This window comes from Aeromonas sp. S41-2 (genome assembly GCF_027705845.1).
Lineage (GTDB): Bacteria > Pseudomonadota > Gammaproteobacteria > Enterobacterales > Aeromonadaceae > Aeromonas > Aeromonas hydrophila.
Window position 1 is genome coordinate 163,178 of sequence record NZ_JAPDCG010000001.1, and the last position, 16,917, is coordinate 180,094.

The 16,917-nt window shown below is 64.0% G+C and carries 12 protein-coding genes; 9 read left to right on the top strand and 3 right to left on the bottom strand.

The genetic code is table 11. From position 1 onward, the window contains the following. Nucleotides 1-2: 2 nt before the first annotated feature. The 9 genes from OKC44_RS00740 (at nucleotide 3) to hdfR (ending at nucleotide 13,089) form a co-directional block, all read left to right on the top strand. Complete coding sequence (locus tag OKC44_RS00740; RefSeq protein ID WP_016350314.1) at nucleotides 3-1,853, top strand: DUF3413 domain-containing protein; 1,851 nt, start codon at nucleotides 3-5, stop codon at nucleotides 1,851-1,853. Nucleotides 1,854-2,160: 307 nt separating this feature from the next. Continuing rightward, nucleotides 2,161-4,323: a TonB-dependent hemoglobin/transferrin/lactoferrin family receptor gene (locus OKC44_RS00745; RefSeq protein ID WP_270810455.1), complete on the top strand. Its 2,163-nt coding sequence runs from the start codon at nucleotides 2,161-2,163 to the stop codon at nucleotides 4,321-4,323. Further along, a complete protein-coding gene (locus tag OKC44_RS00750) occupies nucleotides 4,323-6,401 on the top strand; it encodes a prolyl oligopeptidase family serine peptidase (protein WP_270810458.1) in 2,079 nt (692 codons plus the stop codon). The genes OKC44_RS00745 and OKC44_RS00750 overlap by 1 nt, the downstream gene beginning before the upstream one ends. Nucleotides 6,402-6,433: 32 nt before the next feature. Continuing rightward, nucleotides 6,434-8,848: a proprotein convertase P-domain-containing protein gene (locus tag OKC44_RS00755; RefSeq protein WP_270810460.1), complete on the top strand. Its 2,415-nt coding sequence runs from the start codon at nucleotides 6,434-6,436 to the stop codon at nucleotides 8,846-8,848. A gap of 59 nt (nucleotides 8,849-8,907) precedes the next feature. Beyond that, nucleotides 8,908-10,281 carry an Lcl C-terminal domain-containing protein gene (locus tag OKC44_RS00760; RefSeq protein ID WP_270810462.1) on the top strand — a complete coding sequence of 458 codons (1,374 nt, stop codon included), beginning with the start codon at nucleotides 8,908-8,910 and terminating at the stop codon, nucleotides 10,279-10,281. Next, nucleotides 10,278-10,835 (top strand): Lcl C-terminal domain-containing protein, encoded by a 558-nt coding sequence (locus OKC44_RS00765; RefSeq protein WP_270810464.1) that lies wholly within the window; start codon nucleotides 10,278-10,280, stop codon nucleotides 10,833-10,835. Before OKC44_RS00760 ends, OKC44_RS00765 begins: the two co-directional genes overlap by 4 nt. 231 nt (nucleotides 10,836-11,066) lie before the next feature. Beyond that, the gene (gene eco / locus OKC44_RS00770; protein WP_005299572.1) at nucleotides 11,067-11,549 is read left to right on the top strand and encodes a serine protease inhibitor ecotin; all 483 of its coding nucleotides are present in this window, start codon (nucleotides 11,067-11,069) and stop codon (nucleotides 11,547-11,549) included. Between the two features lie 302 nt (nucleotides 11,550-11,851). Then, entirely contained in the window at nucleotides 11,852-12,214 is a 363-nt protein-coding gene (gene maoP / locus OKC44_RS00775; protein ID WP_016350309.1) for a DUF413 domain-containing protein, read from the top strand. Continuing rightward, nucleotides 12,214-13,089 (top strand): HTH-type transcriptional regulator HdfR, encoded by an 876-nt coding sequence (hdfR, locus tag OKC44_RS00780; protein ID WP_201903123.1) that lies wholly within the window; start codon nucleotides 12,214-12,216, stop codon nucleotides 13,087-13,089. The genes maoP and hdfR overlap by 1 nt, the downstream gene beginning before the upstream one ends. A 71-nt stretch (nucleotides 13,090-13,160) precedes the next feature. Here hdfR and tyrA read toward each other — a convergent pair whose 3' ends face one another. The 3 genes from tyrA to glpQ form a co-directional block, all read right to left on the bottom strand. After that, nucleotides 13,161-14,300, bottom strand: a complete 1,140-nt coding sequence (gene tyrA / locus OKC44_RS00785; RefSeq protein ID WP_270810469.1) for a bifunctional chorismate mutase/prephenate dehydrogenase — start codon at nucleotides 14,298-14,300, stop codon at nucleotides 13,161-13,163. 118 nt (nucleotides 14,301-14,418) lie between these two features. Beyond that, nucleotides 14,419-15,492, bottom strand: a complete 1,074-nt coding sequence (locus OKC44_RS00790; protein ID WP_011705545.1) for a 3-deoxy-7-phosphoheptulonate synthase — start codon at nucleotides 15,490-15,492, stop codon at nucleotides 14,419-14,421. A 319-nt stretch (nucleotides 15,493-15,811) separates the two neighbouring features. Next, nucleotides 15,812-16,891, bottom strand: coding sequence for a glycerophosphodiester phosphodiesterase (glpQ, locus tag OKC44_RS00795; RefSeq protein ID WP_270810471.1), 1,080 nt, complete (start codon nucleotides 16,889-16,891; stop codon nucleotides 15,812-15,814). Nucleotides 16,892-16,917 lie beyond the last annotated feature (26 nt).

The following is a 16,917-nucleotide window of genomic DNA, read 5'->3' on the forward strand; positions in this document are numbered from 1 at the left end:
CTATGGTCGAAACCGGCAACCCCTATCGTGATAATGTTTCTCGCCTGATCACCTGGGGGCATTGGTTCTCCTTCTTCAACATCATTCTGGCCATGCTGATTGCCACCCGCTACCTGGGGGCGATCAGCTGGCCGTCGACCACGCTCGGCGTGACCTATCTCATCATCAGCTGGATCGGTCACTTCTCGTTTCTGAGCTTTGTCACCTATCTGTTGACGATCTTCCCCCTGAGTTTCGTGCTGCCCAAAGAGAAGCCACTGCGCTTCATCTCGGCCATCATCGCCACCCTGGCGCTGGTGTTGCTGCTCATCGACACCCAGGTGTTCCAGCTGTTCAAGTTCCACCTCAACGGCCAGGTGTGGCAGTTGCTGCTGGATCAGGCCCAGACCGAGGAGGGCTCGATCTGGAGCATCATCTTCGTGGCGGTGCCCACCATCTTCCTGGTGCAGCTGCTGCTGTCGGCCTATGTCTGGCGCAAGATCAACAAGCGCAAGCGCCGTCAGTACGGCAATCAGGTGGGGCTGGCCCTGCTGGTCTGCTTTATCCTGACCCACGTGGTCAACAGCTGGGCCGATGCCACCCTGTATCAGCCCATCACCATGCAGCGCGCCAACTTCCCGCTCTCCTACCCGATGACCGCCAAGAGCTTCCTCGCCAAGCACGGCTGGCTGGATCTGGATCAGTACGAGAAAAAGGCCGAGTCACAGGATGGTGACAATGCGAGCCGCTTGCGCTACCCGCTGCGTCCGCTCAGCGTCAACGCCCCGCTGACCCACAAGAACCTGCTGATCGTGGTGGTCGACTCCCTGCGTGCCGACATGCTCAACAACATCAACATGCCCAATCTGCAGCGCTATGCGGATCAGCACCTCAACTTTGCCAACCACATGAGCGGCGGCAACGACGATGTGATGGGGATGTTCAGCCTGTTCTACGGCCTGCCGGGTCACTACTACGACGACATTCGCAACGACAAGACGCCGCCGGTGCTGTTTGACGAGATGCTGCGCCAGGACTACCAGTTCGGCCTGTTCGGCGCGCTGGAGGATGCCCAGAAGTACCGTCAGAGCATTCTCTCCGGCCTGCGCAAGCAGGTGTTCGTCTCCGAGCAGACCGACGACACCCAGCTCATCGGCGACTGGCAGCAGTGGCTCGCCAAGCGCTCGCCGGACCGCCCCTGGTTCTCGCTGGTCTATCTGTCGAGCCCGGGTGACTATCAGCTGCCGGCCAACGTGAAGGGGCCCTTCCAGCCGGAGCTCACCAAGTTCAACCCGGCCACCGCCTATCAGGCCGAGAATCTGGTGAAGCTGGAGAACCGCTACAAGAATGCGGTCTTCTACACCGACCAGTTGCTGGAACAGATGCTGGCCCAGCTGCAACAGCAGGGGCTTGGCGAACAGACCATCGTCGTGGTCACCGCCAACCATGGTCAGGAGTTCAACGAGACCCAGAACAACAGCTGGGGCTATGGCACCAACTACTCGCCCTATCAGGTGCAGGTGCCGTTCGTGCTGGCCTGGCCGGGCAACGATACCCTGCCGACGAGCCCGGTGAGCAGCCACCTGGATCTGGTGCCGACCCTGATGCAGAGCATGCTGGGAGTGCGCAATGCGCCACGGGACTACAGCATCGGCCGCAACCTGTTCGACACCAGCCCGCGCAACTGGCTGCTGGCGGGGGATCAGCGCGACTTTGCCATCTATCAGGGCAACACCATCACCCACTTCAACAAGCAGGGTGACTTCGAGCTGCTGGAGCGAAACAGCTACCGTCCCATCAAGCACGGCACCCCCGACATGGGCGTCATGATCCAGGTGATGAACGAGCTGAACCGCTTCTATCGCGCCCCCTGATAACTGCCTCGTGCCCTTTGAAAACCCGCTCCTGCAGCGGGTTTTTTATTGCCGATATCACCTTGGCATGAGCTGCCAAGCCCTCAAGCCAACACCTTGCCACCCTCCCCCGTTTCATCCCCTGTCAGCCCGCCCAGCGCCCTGCGGGCGCAAACGTTGGCCCGCGTTGCTACTGATGCCTTAATCAAAAAATGCAGTCTGATCAGGATCATAAAAACAAAATGATAATGATTATCAATCGTTGATCTGACTGGACCTCTCTGCAATAATCCGCGGCCTTCAGGCTCAAATAATAATTATTCTCAATATGAAAACACTGCTTCACTACTGGCCCATGCTGCTGTCCGGTACAGCGCTGGCCGCCGGCGATCCCGCCGGCATAGACACTTCCGGCACCACCCCACCCAAGGCGCGCGAGACCATAGTGGTCAAGGGTCAGCGGGTCGAACAGAAACTGTCCGACATCTCGGGCTCCATCACCGTCATCACCGAAGAGGATCTGGAACGCCAGATAGCCACCGAGCTCACCGACGTGTTCAAGAACGAACCCGGCGTCTCGGTGACCGGCTCGGCGGGCCGGCCGCAAAACATCAGCATCCGCGGCATCGGTGGCAACCGGGTGCTGATCATCAAGGACGGGGTCCGGGTCAGCGACGGCTTCGGCGCCGACGATCTCAACGACAAGGTGGGCCGTTTCAGCTTCGATCTCGATGACGTCAAGCAGATCGAGGTGGCCAAGGGGGCCGGCTCCGCCCTGCACGGCTCGGACGCCATCGGCGGCACCGTGGTCATCACCACCAAGCAGCCAGAAGATTACCTGCAGGGGCAGGATGCCTACCTCAGCAGCAAGGTGCTGCACGATGGCAGCAGCGACAAGCAGAAACTGAGCGCCACCGGCGCCGCCCGCTGGGGCGAGAGCGCCCACCTGCTGCGCCTCTCCGGCTGGCAGGGGCACGAGACCGCCAACTACGACCAGAGCCGCATCCCGGCGGATCTCGATGGCCTCAGCGCCTCCACCAGCTCCAGTCTGACTCTCAATGAGCAGCATCTGCTGCGCCTCGAGCTCGACTACTTCGAGGACAACGCCAAGCGGGATCAGGGGCCGCGTGAAATTCCCCAGCCCGACGGCAAGTGGCAGGTGCGCCAGTATCGCGAGAACGGCACCCAACGCTCCCAGGGCGGCAAGCTGAGCTGGGAGGCGCAGGATCTCGGCCACCCGCTGGCCGACCGTTTTACCTGGAACCTGCACGGCAACTACGCCAAGAACACCGCCAACAAGCGCAGCCTGCTGCAAAATGACGAGCTGAGCGGCTACCCCCGCTATCGCAGCGAGCGGGAGCTGGCCACCTTCACCGAACAGCTGATCGGCAGCGAGCTGGATATCCGCCGCGATCTGGTCACCGGCCCCATCGAGCACAAGCTGAGCTACGGCATCGAGCTGGCGCGCACCCGGCACGAGCGCCCGGTGGAGAAGCTGATGCTGGAAGCCGGCATTCCCCAGCCCACCCAGTCCGCCCCCTTCAGCAGCGCCCGCACCGATCGGGCCGGCATCTGGCTGGGAGACGTGGCGACCCTGGGCCAGTGGCAGTTCACCCCAACCCTGCGCATGGATCAGCAGTGGCTGAGCCCGCAGGATGGCCGGGGCGAGAGCAACCACAGCTGGCATATCTCGCCGAGCCTGGCCACCAGCTACCGCTTCAACGAGCAGTGGCGCAGCTGGCTGAGCTACGCCAACGGCTTCAGCGCCCCCTCCTACGACAAGGTGTACGGCAACATCCCCCACTACTTTGCCCTGCCGCCGTTCGAGATCATCGCCAACCCTAACCTCAAGGAGGAGACCAGCCACAGCTTCGAGTGGGGGGTGAGCGGTGAAGGGGATGAGTGGAGCATCAAGCCGGCCCTGTTCTACAACCGCTACTACAACTTCGTCGACTGGCGTCAGGTGGGCTTTCGCCTGAGCGACGGGGTCATGCTCCGTCAATACCGCAACGTCGCCAAGTCCGAAACCTGGGGCGCCGAGATCGCTGCCAGCTACTGGCTGACCCAGCAGTGGGAACTGGCCACCAAGCTGGGCTGGGTCGACGGCAAGACCAGCCAGGGCGAATCGCCGCGCAACCTCACGCCGCTCGAGGGCAACACCCGCCTCAGCTATCAGGCCAACGACTGGAACCTGGGGTTGCAGGCCGACTACGCCGCCGCCATGAGCCGGGTGCCCAGCTGTGGCAACAGCCTGACCCAGCAGCAGGGCGAGTGCCTGAAAACCGCCGGCTGGCTCAGCTTCGCCCTGACCGCCGACTGGCAGATCACCGACGCCCTCAAGGCCAACCTCAAGCTCGACAACCTGCTCGACACCCGCTACACCCGCTATCAGGATGTGGCCGGGCTGGAAGCGGGCACGGATGCGGGCCTCTACACCCAGACGGGCCGCTCCCTGAGCGCCAGCCTGCGCTACACCTTCGTGGGGCTCTGATGCACGCACTCCTGATGCTGGCCAGCCTGCTGGCCAATCCGGCGCCGGCCCAGCCTGTCGCTCTTGCGACTGCCGACACCCAGAGCCAGGCTGTCGCCACCTCGGCGCCGCTCGTGGCCCCGCTTATTCCTCACCGCCCGCTGCCAATGCCGGGAGAGCGGGCCCGGCTCGACCCCTATGGCGGCTGGCGTGACGACAGCCGTCAGGATCCCGCCCTGTTGGCCCTGCTGGGCGAGCAGAACCGCTGGACCGAGCAGCAGCTCGCCGCGCAGCGGCCGCTGGAGCAGGCGCTGCAGGCCGAGTGGCAGGCACAAGCGCGCGGTGAGCCCATGCCGCAAGAGTGGCTGAGCGAGGCGGGCAGCCAGTGGCGGATGGAAGCCGACGGCAGCCTGTGGCAGCGAGACGGCGAGCAGGCTGAGCCCCGCCAACGGCTGGCGCCCCGCCAGCCGGCCAGCGGCTACTACGAGCTCGCCAGCTGGGCCCTGCACCCGAACGGACGCTGGCTGGCCCTGGCCGAAGATCTGCAGGGCGATCGGGATTACCGCATCACCCTGCTCGACCTGGTCGACGGCAAGCCCCTGGCCACCCTGGCCCACCGGGCCAGCGATCTGCTCTGGAGCCTGGATGGCAAGACCCTCTACACCATCGCCAACGAACCCCGCACCCTGCGCCCCTGGCAGCTGTGGGCCTGGCAGGATGGCAAGGAGCAGCAGATCCACCAGGAGGCGGACCCCGCCTGGCTGCTCAGCCTCTATCGCACCACGGATCGGCGCCACCTGCTGCTGCAGAGCAACAACCACGACAGCGCCGAGCAGTACCTGCTGGACGAGGGCACACCGGCTCTGCTCAAGGCTCGTCAGGCCGGCCTTGAGTACTACCTGGATACCCAGGGGGAGCGGGTGCTGCTCAAGAGCAACCGGGACGGTGCCCTCGGCCTCTATCAGGTGGCCGACCTGAGCCAGGTGGCCAAGGGAGAGTGGCAGCCGCTCTGGTCTGGCGAGCAGAGGAGTCTCGAGAAGTGGCGCCTGTTTACCGACTACACGGTGCTGCAATATCGCCATCACGGGGATGACTGGCTCGATGTGCTGGATGGCCGCGGCCGGCTCAGCCATCGTCTGCCGCTGACCGAGGGGGCCGGCACGGCCTGGATCCAGGGCGCCCACGACCCCGCCAGCGGGCAGATCCTGATCCGTCGCCAGGGCATGGCCGAGCCGCCGCACCAGCGCCAGCTCGATCTCGCCAGCGGCCGCTGGCTGCCGGATTCCCGGGCCGCCCTCCCCTCCCCCTACCAGAGCGAGCGCCGCTGGGTGGTGGGCAAGGATGGCGTCAAGGTGCCGGTCTCCCTGGTGTGGCGCAAGGATATCCACACCCCCAAGGCCCTGCTGCTCTACGGCTATGGTGCCTACGGCACCCCCATGCGCCCCTACTACCAGCCGCAGGTGCTGAGCCTGCTGGATCGCGGCTTCGTCTACGCCATCGCCCACGTGCGCGGCGGCGGCATGCTGGGGGATGCGTGGTATCTGGCGGGGCGCGGTCGCCACAAGCAGCACAGCGTGGACGACTTCCTGACCGTGGCCGCTGCGCTGGCCCAGGATCCCGCCATCGACCCCGCCCGGCTGTTCGCCATGGGCGGCAGCGCCGGCGGCCTGCTGGTGGCGGCGGCCCTCAACCAGGCACCGACCCGCTTCGCCGGGGCCGTGCTGCAGGTGCCCTTCGTCGATCTCATCGGCACCATGAGCGATCCCGAACTGCCGCTCACCCGCCAGGAGTACGCCGAGTGGGGCAACCCGGCCATTGCCGCCGATTACGTCGCCATGCGCCGTCTGAGCCCTTACGACAACCTGCACGCGGCCCCCTATCCCCCCGTCTATGTGACGGCCGGGCTGCACGACAGTCAGGTGCCCTACTGGGAGCCGCTCAAGTGGGTGGCCCGCCTGCGGGAACACAGCACGGGAGCGGGCCCTTATCTGCTCAGCACGGCCCTCGACGGCGGCCACCGCACCAGCCCGGGCAACGCACGCCAGCAGGCGGCCCGCGAGTACGCCTTCCTGCTCACCCTGGCGGGAGCCGGCCGGTGATCCCTTTTCTCATTTTTGTGTTGGAGTAAACCATGAAACCCTCTTCCCTGGCCCTCTGGCTGGCGGCAACCCTGCTCTCTCAGCCGCTGCTGGCGGCCGAGCTGCTGTTTGTCGATGAACAACCGCTGACCACCACGCCGAAGCTCTGGCTCGAACAGCGCCTGGGTGTGAGCCTGGCCCCCGACTACGAGCGGGCCAGTCTGCTCGGCCATCACTACAGCTTCCGCCAGCTGGTCAACGGCCTGCCGGTGGCCACCATTCAGGCCGCCGTCAGCGTCGATCAAACAGGCAAGCCCTGGCGCATCTATCACAACAGCCGGCCGCTGCAGAGCCACGAACCCGGCTGCGACGCCGCTGGCAATCTGGCTCCCCTGCTGGAGCAGCTGCGCGATGGCGGCAGTGACATCGACACCCTTGGTCCGGTTGAAGCCTGGTACTGGCGCGACGGCGACACCTTGGTGCCGGCCCTGCGCCAACGGGTGCGCGAGCATCAGGCGGGCAACGCCAAGGCCAGCTATGTGCAGCTGTTCGCCAGCTGTGACGGCAGCCGTGAGCTCGGTCGCTGGATGGATGCCGCCACCACCCAGGCCAGCCGCGTCGCCGACGCCGGCGACACCCAGCTGGAGGCTCGGGTATTCGATCCGGATCCCCGTACCCAGTTGCGCGACGCCAGCCTGGTCTGGCACGAAGCCCTGCAACTGGCGGATGCCGCCTATCAGGACAAGGTGCTGTTGCCGGTCACCCTGGCGGGTGGACGCTATCTGCTGAGCGGCCCCCACGCCCGGGTGGTGGATGCCATGGAGCCAGACACCGCCCCCTTCAGCGCCGACAACCCGCAGGCGTTTCGCCTCACCCGCGATGATCGCGGCTTTGCCGACATCAACGCCTACTACCACCTGGATCTGGCCCAGCGCCACCTCAAGCGCCTCGGCTTTGCCGATCTCATCCCGGGGGCGCTCGACATCGATACCGAAGCCGGCTATCAGGACAACTCCCTCTACGATCCGTTCGAGCGCCGGCTGGAGCTGGGTCGCAGCGGCGTGCCCGATGCCGAGGACCCCATGGTGATCTGGCACGAGTTCGGCCACGCGGTGCAACATCACATAGTGCCGGATCTGGGGGACGAGGCGGACTGGGGTGCCATCGGCGAGGGCTTCAGCGACTACCTGGCGGCCAGCCACCGCCAGCGCAGCGAGGCCGGCCGCCAGTTCGAACCCGCCATGGTGTTCAACTGGGATGCCCGCTTCACCGACCGCACCCCGCGCCAGCTGGACGATCTGCGCGCCCGCTACCACCCGGATTACAACTACCCGGCCCACCGCACCATCAACGGCAGCAATGGCGACCAGCTGTGGGGCACTCCGCTGTTCCAGGCGCTGCTGGCCGCGGTCGCCGAGCAGGGCGAAGGGGCGCGGGACGAGTTTGATCGCCTGATCATCGAGTCCCACTTCGGTCTCGGCCCGGCCATCCGCATGCCGCAGCTGGCCCGCATCACGGTGGATACCGCCGCCCGGCTCTACCCGGCGCGCCCCTATGCCAGGCTGCTGGAGCAGGCGTTTCGCCAGCACGGCCTGTTGCAGGCACCGGTCAATGTGGGCCTCAGTGATGGCAGTGTCATCGAGCTGGGGCAGCGCCAGTCGGTGCAGCTGACCCTCACCAACCAGGGCAAGGCGCCGGTCACCCTCAATGAGCTGGCCCTCACCCTGCCAACCGGGTTGCAGGCCGATCCTTACAGCTGGCAACCGGCGACCCTCGCGGCGGGTGCCAGCATGACCACCACCCTGCGCCTGCTGGCCCAGAGCCCGCTCGCCTGTGGCGACGAGGTGGCGCTGCCGGTGAGCCTCGCCATGAGCGGCACCAGCCCGACCGAGCGCCAGTGGCAGCAGTCGCTGACCCTGCCCATCGGCGCCCCCATCGTCAGCCGTGCCAGCGGCCAGCCGCTGACCTTGAGCGATGCCATGAGCGACGAGGTGCGTGGCCTCAGTGAAACCAGCCTGCTGATAGGGAGCAGCGAGGCCAGGGTGAGCGACCGGCTGCAACTGAACCTGGATCTGCAACACCCGGCGCTCGATGAGCTGGAGATCTGGCTCAACTCCCCCTCCGGCACCCGCATCCAGATCTGGAACAAGGGCTACAGCCCATTGCCGCGCCTCAAGGGGGTGTTCCCCACCGAGCTGCTGCCCCTGCAGCCCTTCAGCGCGCTGGAAGGGGAGCCGCTGGCCGGCCGCTGGACCCTGGAGATAGTGGACAGCAAGCCCGGCAATCGGGGCCGCATCAACGGCTGGAGCATCAGCCAGCGCACCGGCGCCCAGTGCAGCAAGCCGATCACTCCGCCCGATGACGGCATCATCCACTTCCAGGTGGACGACGGCAGCGGCGGCGGGGCAGCCAACCTGCTCTGGTTGCTGCCGCTGACGTTCTGGCGCCGCCTGCGCCAGCGCACCTGAATCCACCCCATCCATATATAAGAAGAGGGGGCCAAGGCCCCCTTGCCCAAGGACAAGAGATGACACCACATTACTCCCGCCTGGCCTGCCTGCTGGCCCCCCTGCTCACCGCCTGTGGCGGTGGCGGCTCGGACGAGGCGCCGCTGGCGGCCCCCGACTACAGCCTGACCGTGACCCTGCCCGAAGCCGGCACCCTGTGCGTCAACCTCAACCAGAATGCATCTTGTGATGCGGGGGAACCCAGTGTCAGCGGCGCGGCCGGTACTCACCGGTTGAGCGGCAGCGCCCCGGCGCTGTTGACCAGTACCTTGCTGTTCTTGCCAAGCAACCCGGCCGCCCCCGTGCTGCTGCACCCCGCCGCCCGGCTCGACGGCCAGCACCTCACCCCCAGCCCGCTCAGCACCCTGCTGCAATACCGCATCGCCGAGGGGCAGCCCCCGAGGCAGGCCCTCGACCAGCTGCTGAGCGCGCTGGCACCGCTGCAACCGGGCCAGGATCTGGCCGCCCTCTCACGGCTGAGCGACTTCAACCTGGCGCTGGGTCAGTTGCTGCAGGCGGTCGTCGAGACCGATCTACAGGCGCAGGAGGGCTTCTCGACCGCCACCCTGCATATGCTGGTGTGGCCGGCCATCGGCAGCCTGCTGCCCGAGCTGGCCAGCCACTTTGCCCTGCACGGCGAGCTGGCCAGCCAGCAGGAGCGCGTCAGTGCCCGGCTGCTGCAACAGCACTCCCATCCACTGATCACCGGCAGTGGCGTCACCACCTACACGGACGGGGTCGATTACCTGCTCACCCAGGAGCCCGCCGACCACCCGGGGCAGGAAGCCAGCCTCAACAAGGCGCCGCTGCGCTATCGCAAGCTCGACGGCCAGGGTCAGCCGCTGGCCGATGACGCCCCCGCCTGGGAGTGCGTGGAGGATCTCAACACCGGCCTGGTCTGGGAGAAGAAGCTCGATGATCCCGCCAGCCCGCGCGATCTGCACCGCACCTTCGCCTGGGAGCTTGGCGACTATCACCCCACTCAGGAGGAACGTGACTACGCCTGCCCCGAGGGCGAGGCCATCTGCACCACGGAGCAGTACCGCCAGTGGCTCAACGCCCAGCAGCTGTGCGGCATCACCAGCTGGCGCATGCCCCACTCGCGCGAGCTGATGAGCCTGCAGCACTACGGCTCCCTCGCCCGCCAGGACGGCCAGACGGTGAGCATGGACGTGCGCTACTTCCCCGATGTCGGCACCACCAGCAAGGATTTCAGCGGCTACTACTGGAGCCAGACCCTGACCCCTTCGCGCCGGCTGGAGAGCGCCCCCATCAGCGCCATTGCCCACATCTTCCTTGGCGATGATGCCGGCACCGACTACGCCACCACAGTTCAAAACAGCGATGATGCCAACGGTCTGCAACTGCGACTGGTGGCGGAGGTAACCCGATGAACCGCTTGATGTTGACCCTGCTGCTGACCCTTGGCAGCCCCCTCGCCCTGGCCACCGCCATCTGTGATGACAACATGCCCAGAACCAGCCCCACCGCCCGCTTCATCGACCGCGGCAACGGCACCGTCACGGATCGCTCCACCGGCCTGACCTGGATGCGCTGCCAGCTCGGCCAGACCTGGCGCAACCAGAGCTGCCAAGGCGAGCCGACCCGGCTTTACTGGCAGCAGGCCCTGCTGACCGCCGAGCGGATCCGCACCGAGCCGAGCCATGCCCTCTACCACTTCGGTGGCTACGGCGGCTGGCGGCTGCCCACCATCAAGGAGCTGGCCAGCGTGCTGGAGTCCGCCTGCTACAAGCCGGCGCTCAACGAAACCATCTTCCCCCGCGCCATGGCCGGCGAAGGAAAAGAGGTGAACGACGGTTACGTCTATCTCTGGTCCTCGACCCCGGTACCGGCCAGCAAGGGGGTCGCCTATCTGGATATCACCAGCGGCGCCGTCGGCATGCGGGCGCCCGGCGCCTGGGCCAAGCAGGTGTTGCTGGTGCGCTGATGAAGCCGGGTGGCCAGGGGATCCCGATGAGCACAGGATCCCGACTGGCCACCCGCGTTTGCCACCCGGCCTGTCGCTTAGCCTCTCTTCCGTCCTGTCAGAAAATAGCCAGAACACGTCATTGTGTGCCGGATCTGCGTCATTTTACGCAGTTTTTACGTAGCAGATCGCTGGCATGAAACGGGCAGAGCGGTTAGTCTAGCGGCGTTGAACCAACCCCATGAGGTACAGATGAAAACCGTATTGCGTTTTAGCCTGCTGGGCGCCTTGTTGCTGGGCGGCCATGCCTTCGCCGCCGAACCGAAAAAATTTGATATCAGCATGTTCCCGGCCGCCGAAGTGAACCAGGAACGTGTGGTGATCCGCCTGCCGGAAGTCGAGAACGAAGCCGACATGATGGTCGAGCTGCAGGTCGGCAAGAAAATGATGGTCGATTGCAATGTGCCGCGTTTTGCCGGCAACCTGGAACAGCACAGCGTCAAAGGCTGGGGCTACAACTACCTGATGCTCGGCAAGGTGTCCGATCCCATCAGCACCCTGATGGCCTGCCCGGATGGCCAGAAGAAAGAGACCTTCGTCCAGATCTACGGTCAGGGCTTCTTCGTGAACTACAACTCCAAGCTGCCGTTCGTGCTCTACGTACCGCAGGAATATGAAGTACGCTACCGTCTGTGGCGTGCCGACACCCTGGCTCAGCCAGCCATGATAGAGTGAGTCTCCATCGAGACCAAACCTCCCGCTTTGGTTCATGAATACAACAAAATAGAGCGCCGAATGGCGCTTTATTTTTAGCCAAATGTCGTCTGACCAGAGGCTCGAACCTTTACAGAACCTGACATAACTCCGCTTTTTTTCTCACTTTTTTGCCCTTCTCCCCGGCTCAGACCCACTGGATCATGGCTAAACCGCTTTCGATTAAAGATATTTATCCATATAGTGAAAAAATTGATTTTGCACTCTGCGACGGCCTGATGATACTTGCCCGCAAAGGTCAAACTAACCAGAAAAAGAGCACTATGAGCTTCGAATCAGACAAGCGTTTCAACGACTTCAAACATTTTCCCCGTGGCCTGCGTCGCAGTGGCGAATTCACTGTGGCCGAAGCGGACAGTCTGGAAAAATACGGCACCGCCATGCTCGCGCTCTATCAGGGCAATCTGGCCCCGCGTGATGACGTAGAAAGCGCCTTTATCGAACAGGTCAAATCCGGTGCCGCCGGCAGCAACCCCCACGCCAAGGTGTGGTTCAAGTATCTGAAGGTGATCGGTCCCAAGCGCGTGCACCGGCTGTGCACCGTCGCTGGCGGTGCCAACGAGGAGACCGGCGGTGGCGGCTTTGAAGGTGGCAGCGGTGGTGGCAGTGACGAGTCCATCGATTAATGGATACCGAACTGCTTCGGACGTTTATCGAGGTCAGCAAGACCCGGCACTTCGGCCGGGCAGCTGAAAATCTCTACCTGACCCAGTCGGCGGTAAGCTTTCGGATCCGCCAGCTCGAGCAGCAACTCGGGGTCAGTCTGTTTGCCCGCCATCGCAACAACATCCGCCTGACCGCCTCCGGTGAGCGTCTGCTGCCCTACGCAGACGCCATCTTGCATACTCTGGGCCGTGCCAAGCAGGATGTGGCACTCTCCCCCGGTTTCAGCCAGCAGCTCGCCATCGGTGCCCCCGCGGTGTTCTGGGAGCTCGATTTCAACGACTGGCTCAACCATGTCTATGCCCTGGCCCCAGGCCTGGCGGTGCGGCTCGAGACCGCCTCCCGCGAGCACCTGTGCCGCCAGTTGCTGGAGCGCTCCCTCGATCTCGCCCTGCTCTCCGAGCCGACCAAGATCGACGAGATTGCCCTGCACCCCATCGGCGAGCTGGTGTTCGAGCTGGTGAGCCGGGATCCCGCCGCCAACGCCGACAGCCTGATGCAGATGCCGCACATTCATCTGGATTGGGGCACCAGTTTCGAACCCCAGCCCAGCCGGCTGCAGAGCCTGCAAAAGACCCCGGTGCTGCATTCGAGCTCCGCCAACATGGCGCTGCAGTTCGTGCTGGCCAACGGCGGCGCCGCCTATCTGCCAAGGCGCATGGTGAGCCCCTTCCTGGAGCAGGGGCGCCTGCACCTGGTGGAAGGCGCCCAGGCCTTGAGTCGCCCGCTCTACCTCGCCTATCTGGAAAAATCCGATCGGCGGGAGCTGATCGATCAGTTGCTGACCCTGCCGCTGGGCTGGGATGGCGCCGATCTGCGCTTGCCGCAGCCAGAATAGAGGCGGTACAGCGCGCAAGCTGAATGCAAAAGCAAAAGGGGCCGACAGGCCCCTTTTGCTTTTAGTCATTCTCAGCCGTGATGGCGACGATCGTTGGCCTGGGCCAGCAGGGTGCGGCTTTCGCGCAGGAACTCGTCCGCCCGCTCGCCGAAGAAGCCGGAGACCTGGCTGAAGGCCTCGATGAAACCCTCCCGGTCCCCCCGCTCCAGCAGGCCCAGCGCCTCGCCGAAGTTCTGGTAGTAGCGGCGGATCATCGCCAGATTCTGCGGCGACGACAGTATGATGTCGGCGTAGAGGTGGGGATCCTGGGCGAACAGCCGTCCCACCATGGCCAGCTCCAGCCGGTAGATGGGGGAGCTCAACGCCAACAGGCGGTCGATGTTGGCCTGCTCGCGGGAGAGGTGCCAGCCGTAGGCGAAAGTGGCAAAGTGGCGCAGCGCCTGGATAAAGGTCATCGCCTCGTCGTGGGTCTTGGCCTCCACCTGCTGCAAACGCGCCCCCCAGATGGTCATCTGCTCCAGCAGCCACTGGCTGGCGGCGGGCTCGCGCCCCTGACAGCAGACGATCACCTGCTTGGCGAGGCTCGCCACATCCGGCCCGAACATGGGGTGCAGCCCCAGCACCGGCCCCTGGTGTACCGCCAGCATATGGGCAAGCGGTTCACTCTTGACGCTGGTCACGTCCACCAGCAGGCAGTCCGCTGGCAGGTTGCCGAGCCGATCGATCACCTCGCAGGTCACGTCGATGGGCACCGCCACCATCACCAGTCCGGCCCCGTGCAGGATCTCGTCGGCGCGCGGCCAGTCGGCCTGACCCAGGGTCTCGACCCGGTAGCCCGAGAGGCTGAACAGGTTGCCGAACAGGCGGCCAAGTTGCCCCTCGCCACCGATGATCACCACCTTGCCGAGCTCAGGCTTCATACACTTGAAGTGGTGCTCCTTGTCGCTGGCGGACTCCAGAATATAGGATTCGCGCATCACCCGGCGCAGCACATCCTCGATGAGATCTCCCGGCACCCCCAAGGCCTCGGCCTCGGCGCGGCGGCGGGCCAGCATGCTCGCCTCCCGATCCGGCGCATAGATGGGCAGGCCGTGCCGGCTCTTCACTTCCCCCACTTCCCCCACCAGGGCGAGGCGGGCAGCCAGCAGATCAATCAGCTGCTTGTCCACCGCATCGATTTTGTCCCTGAGGGCATTCAACTCTTCAGCCATATCCGGTCCCTGCGGCGCCGCCCGCAGCGACGCCCTGTGATTCAAGAGGCAACGAGGTGTCACCGCCTCGGCCGGTGACACCTCGATTGTTCAATCAGTGCTGACAAGATACCACGGCTTATGCCTTGGTTCTGGCCAAAAGTGGTGCCGCCAGCTGGCTGTGGCAGCGGGCCAGCAGCGCATCCGTGGTCTCCCAGTCGATGCAGGCATCGGTGATGGAGACACCGTAGCGCATCTCGCACTTGGGCTGCTCGCTCGACTGATTGCCTTCGAACAGGTTGGATTCGAGCATCACCCCGATGATGGAGCGGTTACCCTCCTGGATCTGGTGGATCACGTTGTCCGCCACCTTGGGCTGCAGCCGGTGATCCTTGCTGGAGTTGCCGTGGCTGCAATCCACCACCAGACCGGGCAGCAGGCCCGCCTTCTCCAACGCCTCTTCCGCCAGCGACACATTGACCGAGTCGTAGTTCGGGTGCTTGCCGCCGCGCAGGATCACGTGACCATCCGGGTTGCCCTGGGTCTGCAGCAGCGCGACCTGTCCCTGCTGATTGATCCCCATGAAGGCGTGGGGGCTGGAGGCTGCCTGCAGCGCATTGATGGCGGTGCCCAGGTTGCCGTCGGTGCCGTTCTTGAAGCCGACCGGCATGGAGAGGCCGGAGGCCATCTCCCTGTGGGTCTGGGATTCGGTGGTGCGGGCACCGATGGCCGACCAGGAGAAGAGCTCCGCCAGGTATTGCGGACTGATGGGGTCGAGCGCCTCGGTGGCCAGCGGCAGCTCCAGCTCGGCCAGCCAGCAGAGCAGCTCGCGGGCGCGGTGCAGACCCAGCTCCACGTCGAAGGTGCCATCCAGGTTCGGATCGTTGATAAAGCCCTTCCAGCCGACCGTGGTGCGCGGCTTCTCAAAGTAGACCCGCATGACAATGTAGAGAGAGTCCTGATAGGCGTCATGCAGCGCTTTGAGTCTGGTTGCGTACTCTTTGGCGGCGTCCATGTCGTGGATCGAGCAGGGACCACAGATCACCAGCAAGCGGTGATCGCGACGGTGGATGATGTCGGCGATGGTATTGCGGGCCCCTTGCACGAATGCCAGCGCGCGATCGGAGATGGGCAGTTTCTCCTTGAGCTGGGCAGGCGTGATCATCACTTGTTCGGACTGGATATGGATGTTGTTCAGGGGATCTCTTTGCATGTTCTCATTCTCTCTACTGTTTCAAGCCAACTGCGCTGATTGTTCACTTTTGTTTACACAAGTCAGCGCTTTGTTACGCAACCGCCCTCACCTTACCAATTAAAAACAAACAATCAAGTGAAACCAGTGGATTTATTCGCTGACAGATGGATAAATGACCACAAAAGAGAGCCTTTCGGCCAGAAAGTAGTGCTCCGCGCATGCTCATCACACTATAATCGTAAACATATGATTACACTCCTTCTATCTTTCCTTGCCCACCGACATAAAAAAGCGGGGCACCAGGCCCCGCTTGCATTCCCGTGTTGCTCTTCTTTTATTATTTGCCGTGAGCCTTGATCACCTCGACCGCCTTGTCGGGGAAGTCGCTGAATACCCCGTCCACATCCGCCTGATAGAGGAAGATGTTGAGCAGGTCGGTGAAGTCTTTCGCATAGGCCGGGATCTGGCCCTCATCCTGACGGAAGGTATAAGGATGCACTTTGAGGCCGGCCGCGTGGGCCTCTTTTACCATGCCGGTGAAGGTCGGTTTGCCCAAGGTACCCGGCTCCGGCACTATCATCGGCTTCCAGGGGCCGATCCCCTCGGCATAGCCGGCGATCTCCTTCATGGCACCCGGCTTGAACATCCAGTCATAGCTGTAGGGGGTCGCCTTGCCCTTGGCGTCATAGACCATGGTCTCGTTCCAGTCGGTCTCGGCCATCAGCTGCACCAACTTCAAGTCCATGCCCATGGCGGGCATCAGTTCGCTGTTGATGCGCTTGAGTTCGTTGGTATCGAAACACTGCAGATAGACCTTGTCGCTCTTGCTGGTGTAGCCGTACTCCTTCAGTACCTTGAGTACCGCCTTGGAGATGTCCTTGCCCTCGTGGCGGAACAGCCAGGGGGCTTTTATCTCCGGGTAGATACCGATGTTCTTGCCGGTGCTCTTGTTGAGCCCCTGGATCATCTCGATCTCTTCCTGGAAGGTATGAATCTTGAAGCTCGACTTCCACAGCGGGAAGCGGGCCGGATAGACCGGCACCTGCTTGCCGTCCACCAGCTGGAACGGCTCGGTCATGCGCAGGGAGCGCACCTCATCCAGGGTGAAATCCACCACATAGTAGCGACCATCCGGGCGGGCCCGGCCGGGGAAACGCTCGGCCACATCGGTGATGCCATCGAGGAAGTGATCGTGCATCACCACCAGCTGGTCATCCTTGGTCATCACCAGATCCTGCTCCAGATAGTCGGCTCCCATGCCATAGGCCAATGCCTTGGACTCCAGGGTATGCTCGGGCAGGTAGCCGGAGGCCCCCCGGTGAGCGATCACTATCTTGCCTTCATCGACCGCCAGTGCGGGCAATGCCAAGGCGGCCCCCAGACCAAGGGCAAGCAGGGAGAGAGTGTGTTTTTTCATGCGCGGTGCTCTTTGTTATTGTTTAT

What these genes read in the sequence shown, in the direction of transcription:
- OKC44_RS00790 (WP_011705545.1), bottom strand. Translation starts at nt 15,492, where the DNA reads ATGCAAAGAGATCCCCTGAACAACATCCATATCCAGTCCGAACAAGTG.
- hdfR (WP_201903123.1), top strand. Translation starts at nt 12,214, where the DNA reads ATGGATACCGAACTGCTTCGGACGTTTATCGAGGTCAGCAAGACCCGG.
- OKC44_RS00755 (WP_270810460.1), top strand. Translation starts at nt 6,434, where the DNA reads ATGAAACCCTCTTCCCTGGCCCTCTGGCTGGCGGCAACCCTGCTCTCT.
- glpQ (WP_270810471.1), bottom strand. Translation starts at nt 16,891, where the DNA reads ATGAAAAAACACACTCTCTCCCTGCTTGCCCTTGGTCTGGGGGCCGCC.
- maoP (WP_016350309.1), top strand. Translation starts at nt 11,852, where the DNA reads ATGAGCTTCGAATCAGACAAGCGTTTCAACGACTTCAAACATTTTCCC.
- OKC44_RS00760 (WP_270810462.1), top strand. Translation starts at nt 8,908, where the DNA reads ATGACACCACATTACTCCCGCCTGGCCTGCCTGCTGGCCCCCCTGCTC.
- OKC44_RS00765 (WP_270810464.1), top strand. Translation starts at nt 10,278, where the DNA reads ATGAACCGCTTGATGTTGACCCTGCTGCTGACCCTTGGCAGCCCCCTC.
- OKC44_RS00750 (WP_270810458.1), top strand. Translation starts at nt 4,323, where the DNA reads ATGCACGCACTCCTGATGCTGGCCAGCCTGCTGGCCAATCCGGCGCCG.
- eco (WP_005299572.1), top strand. Translation starts at nt 11,067, where the DNA reads ATGAAAACCGTATTGCGTTTTAGCCTGCTGGGCGCCTTGTTGCTGGGC.
- OKC44_RS00740 (WP_016350314.1), top strand. Translation starts at nt 3, where the DNA reads ATGGTCGAAACCGGCAACCCCTATCGTGATAATGTTTCTCGCCTGATC.
- tyrA (WP_270810469.1), bottom strand. Translation starts at nt 14,300, where the DNA reads ATGGCTGAAGAGTTGAATGCCCTCAGGGACAAAATCGATGCGGTGGAC.
- OKC44_RS00745 (WP_270810455.1), top strand. Translation starts at nt 2,161, where the DNA reads ATGAAAACACTGCTTCACTACTGGCCCATGCTGCTGTCCGGTACAGCG.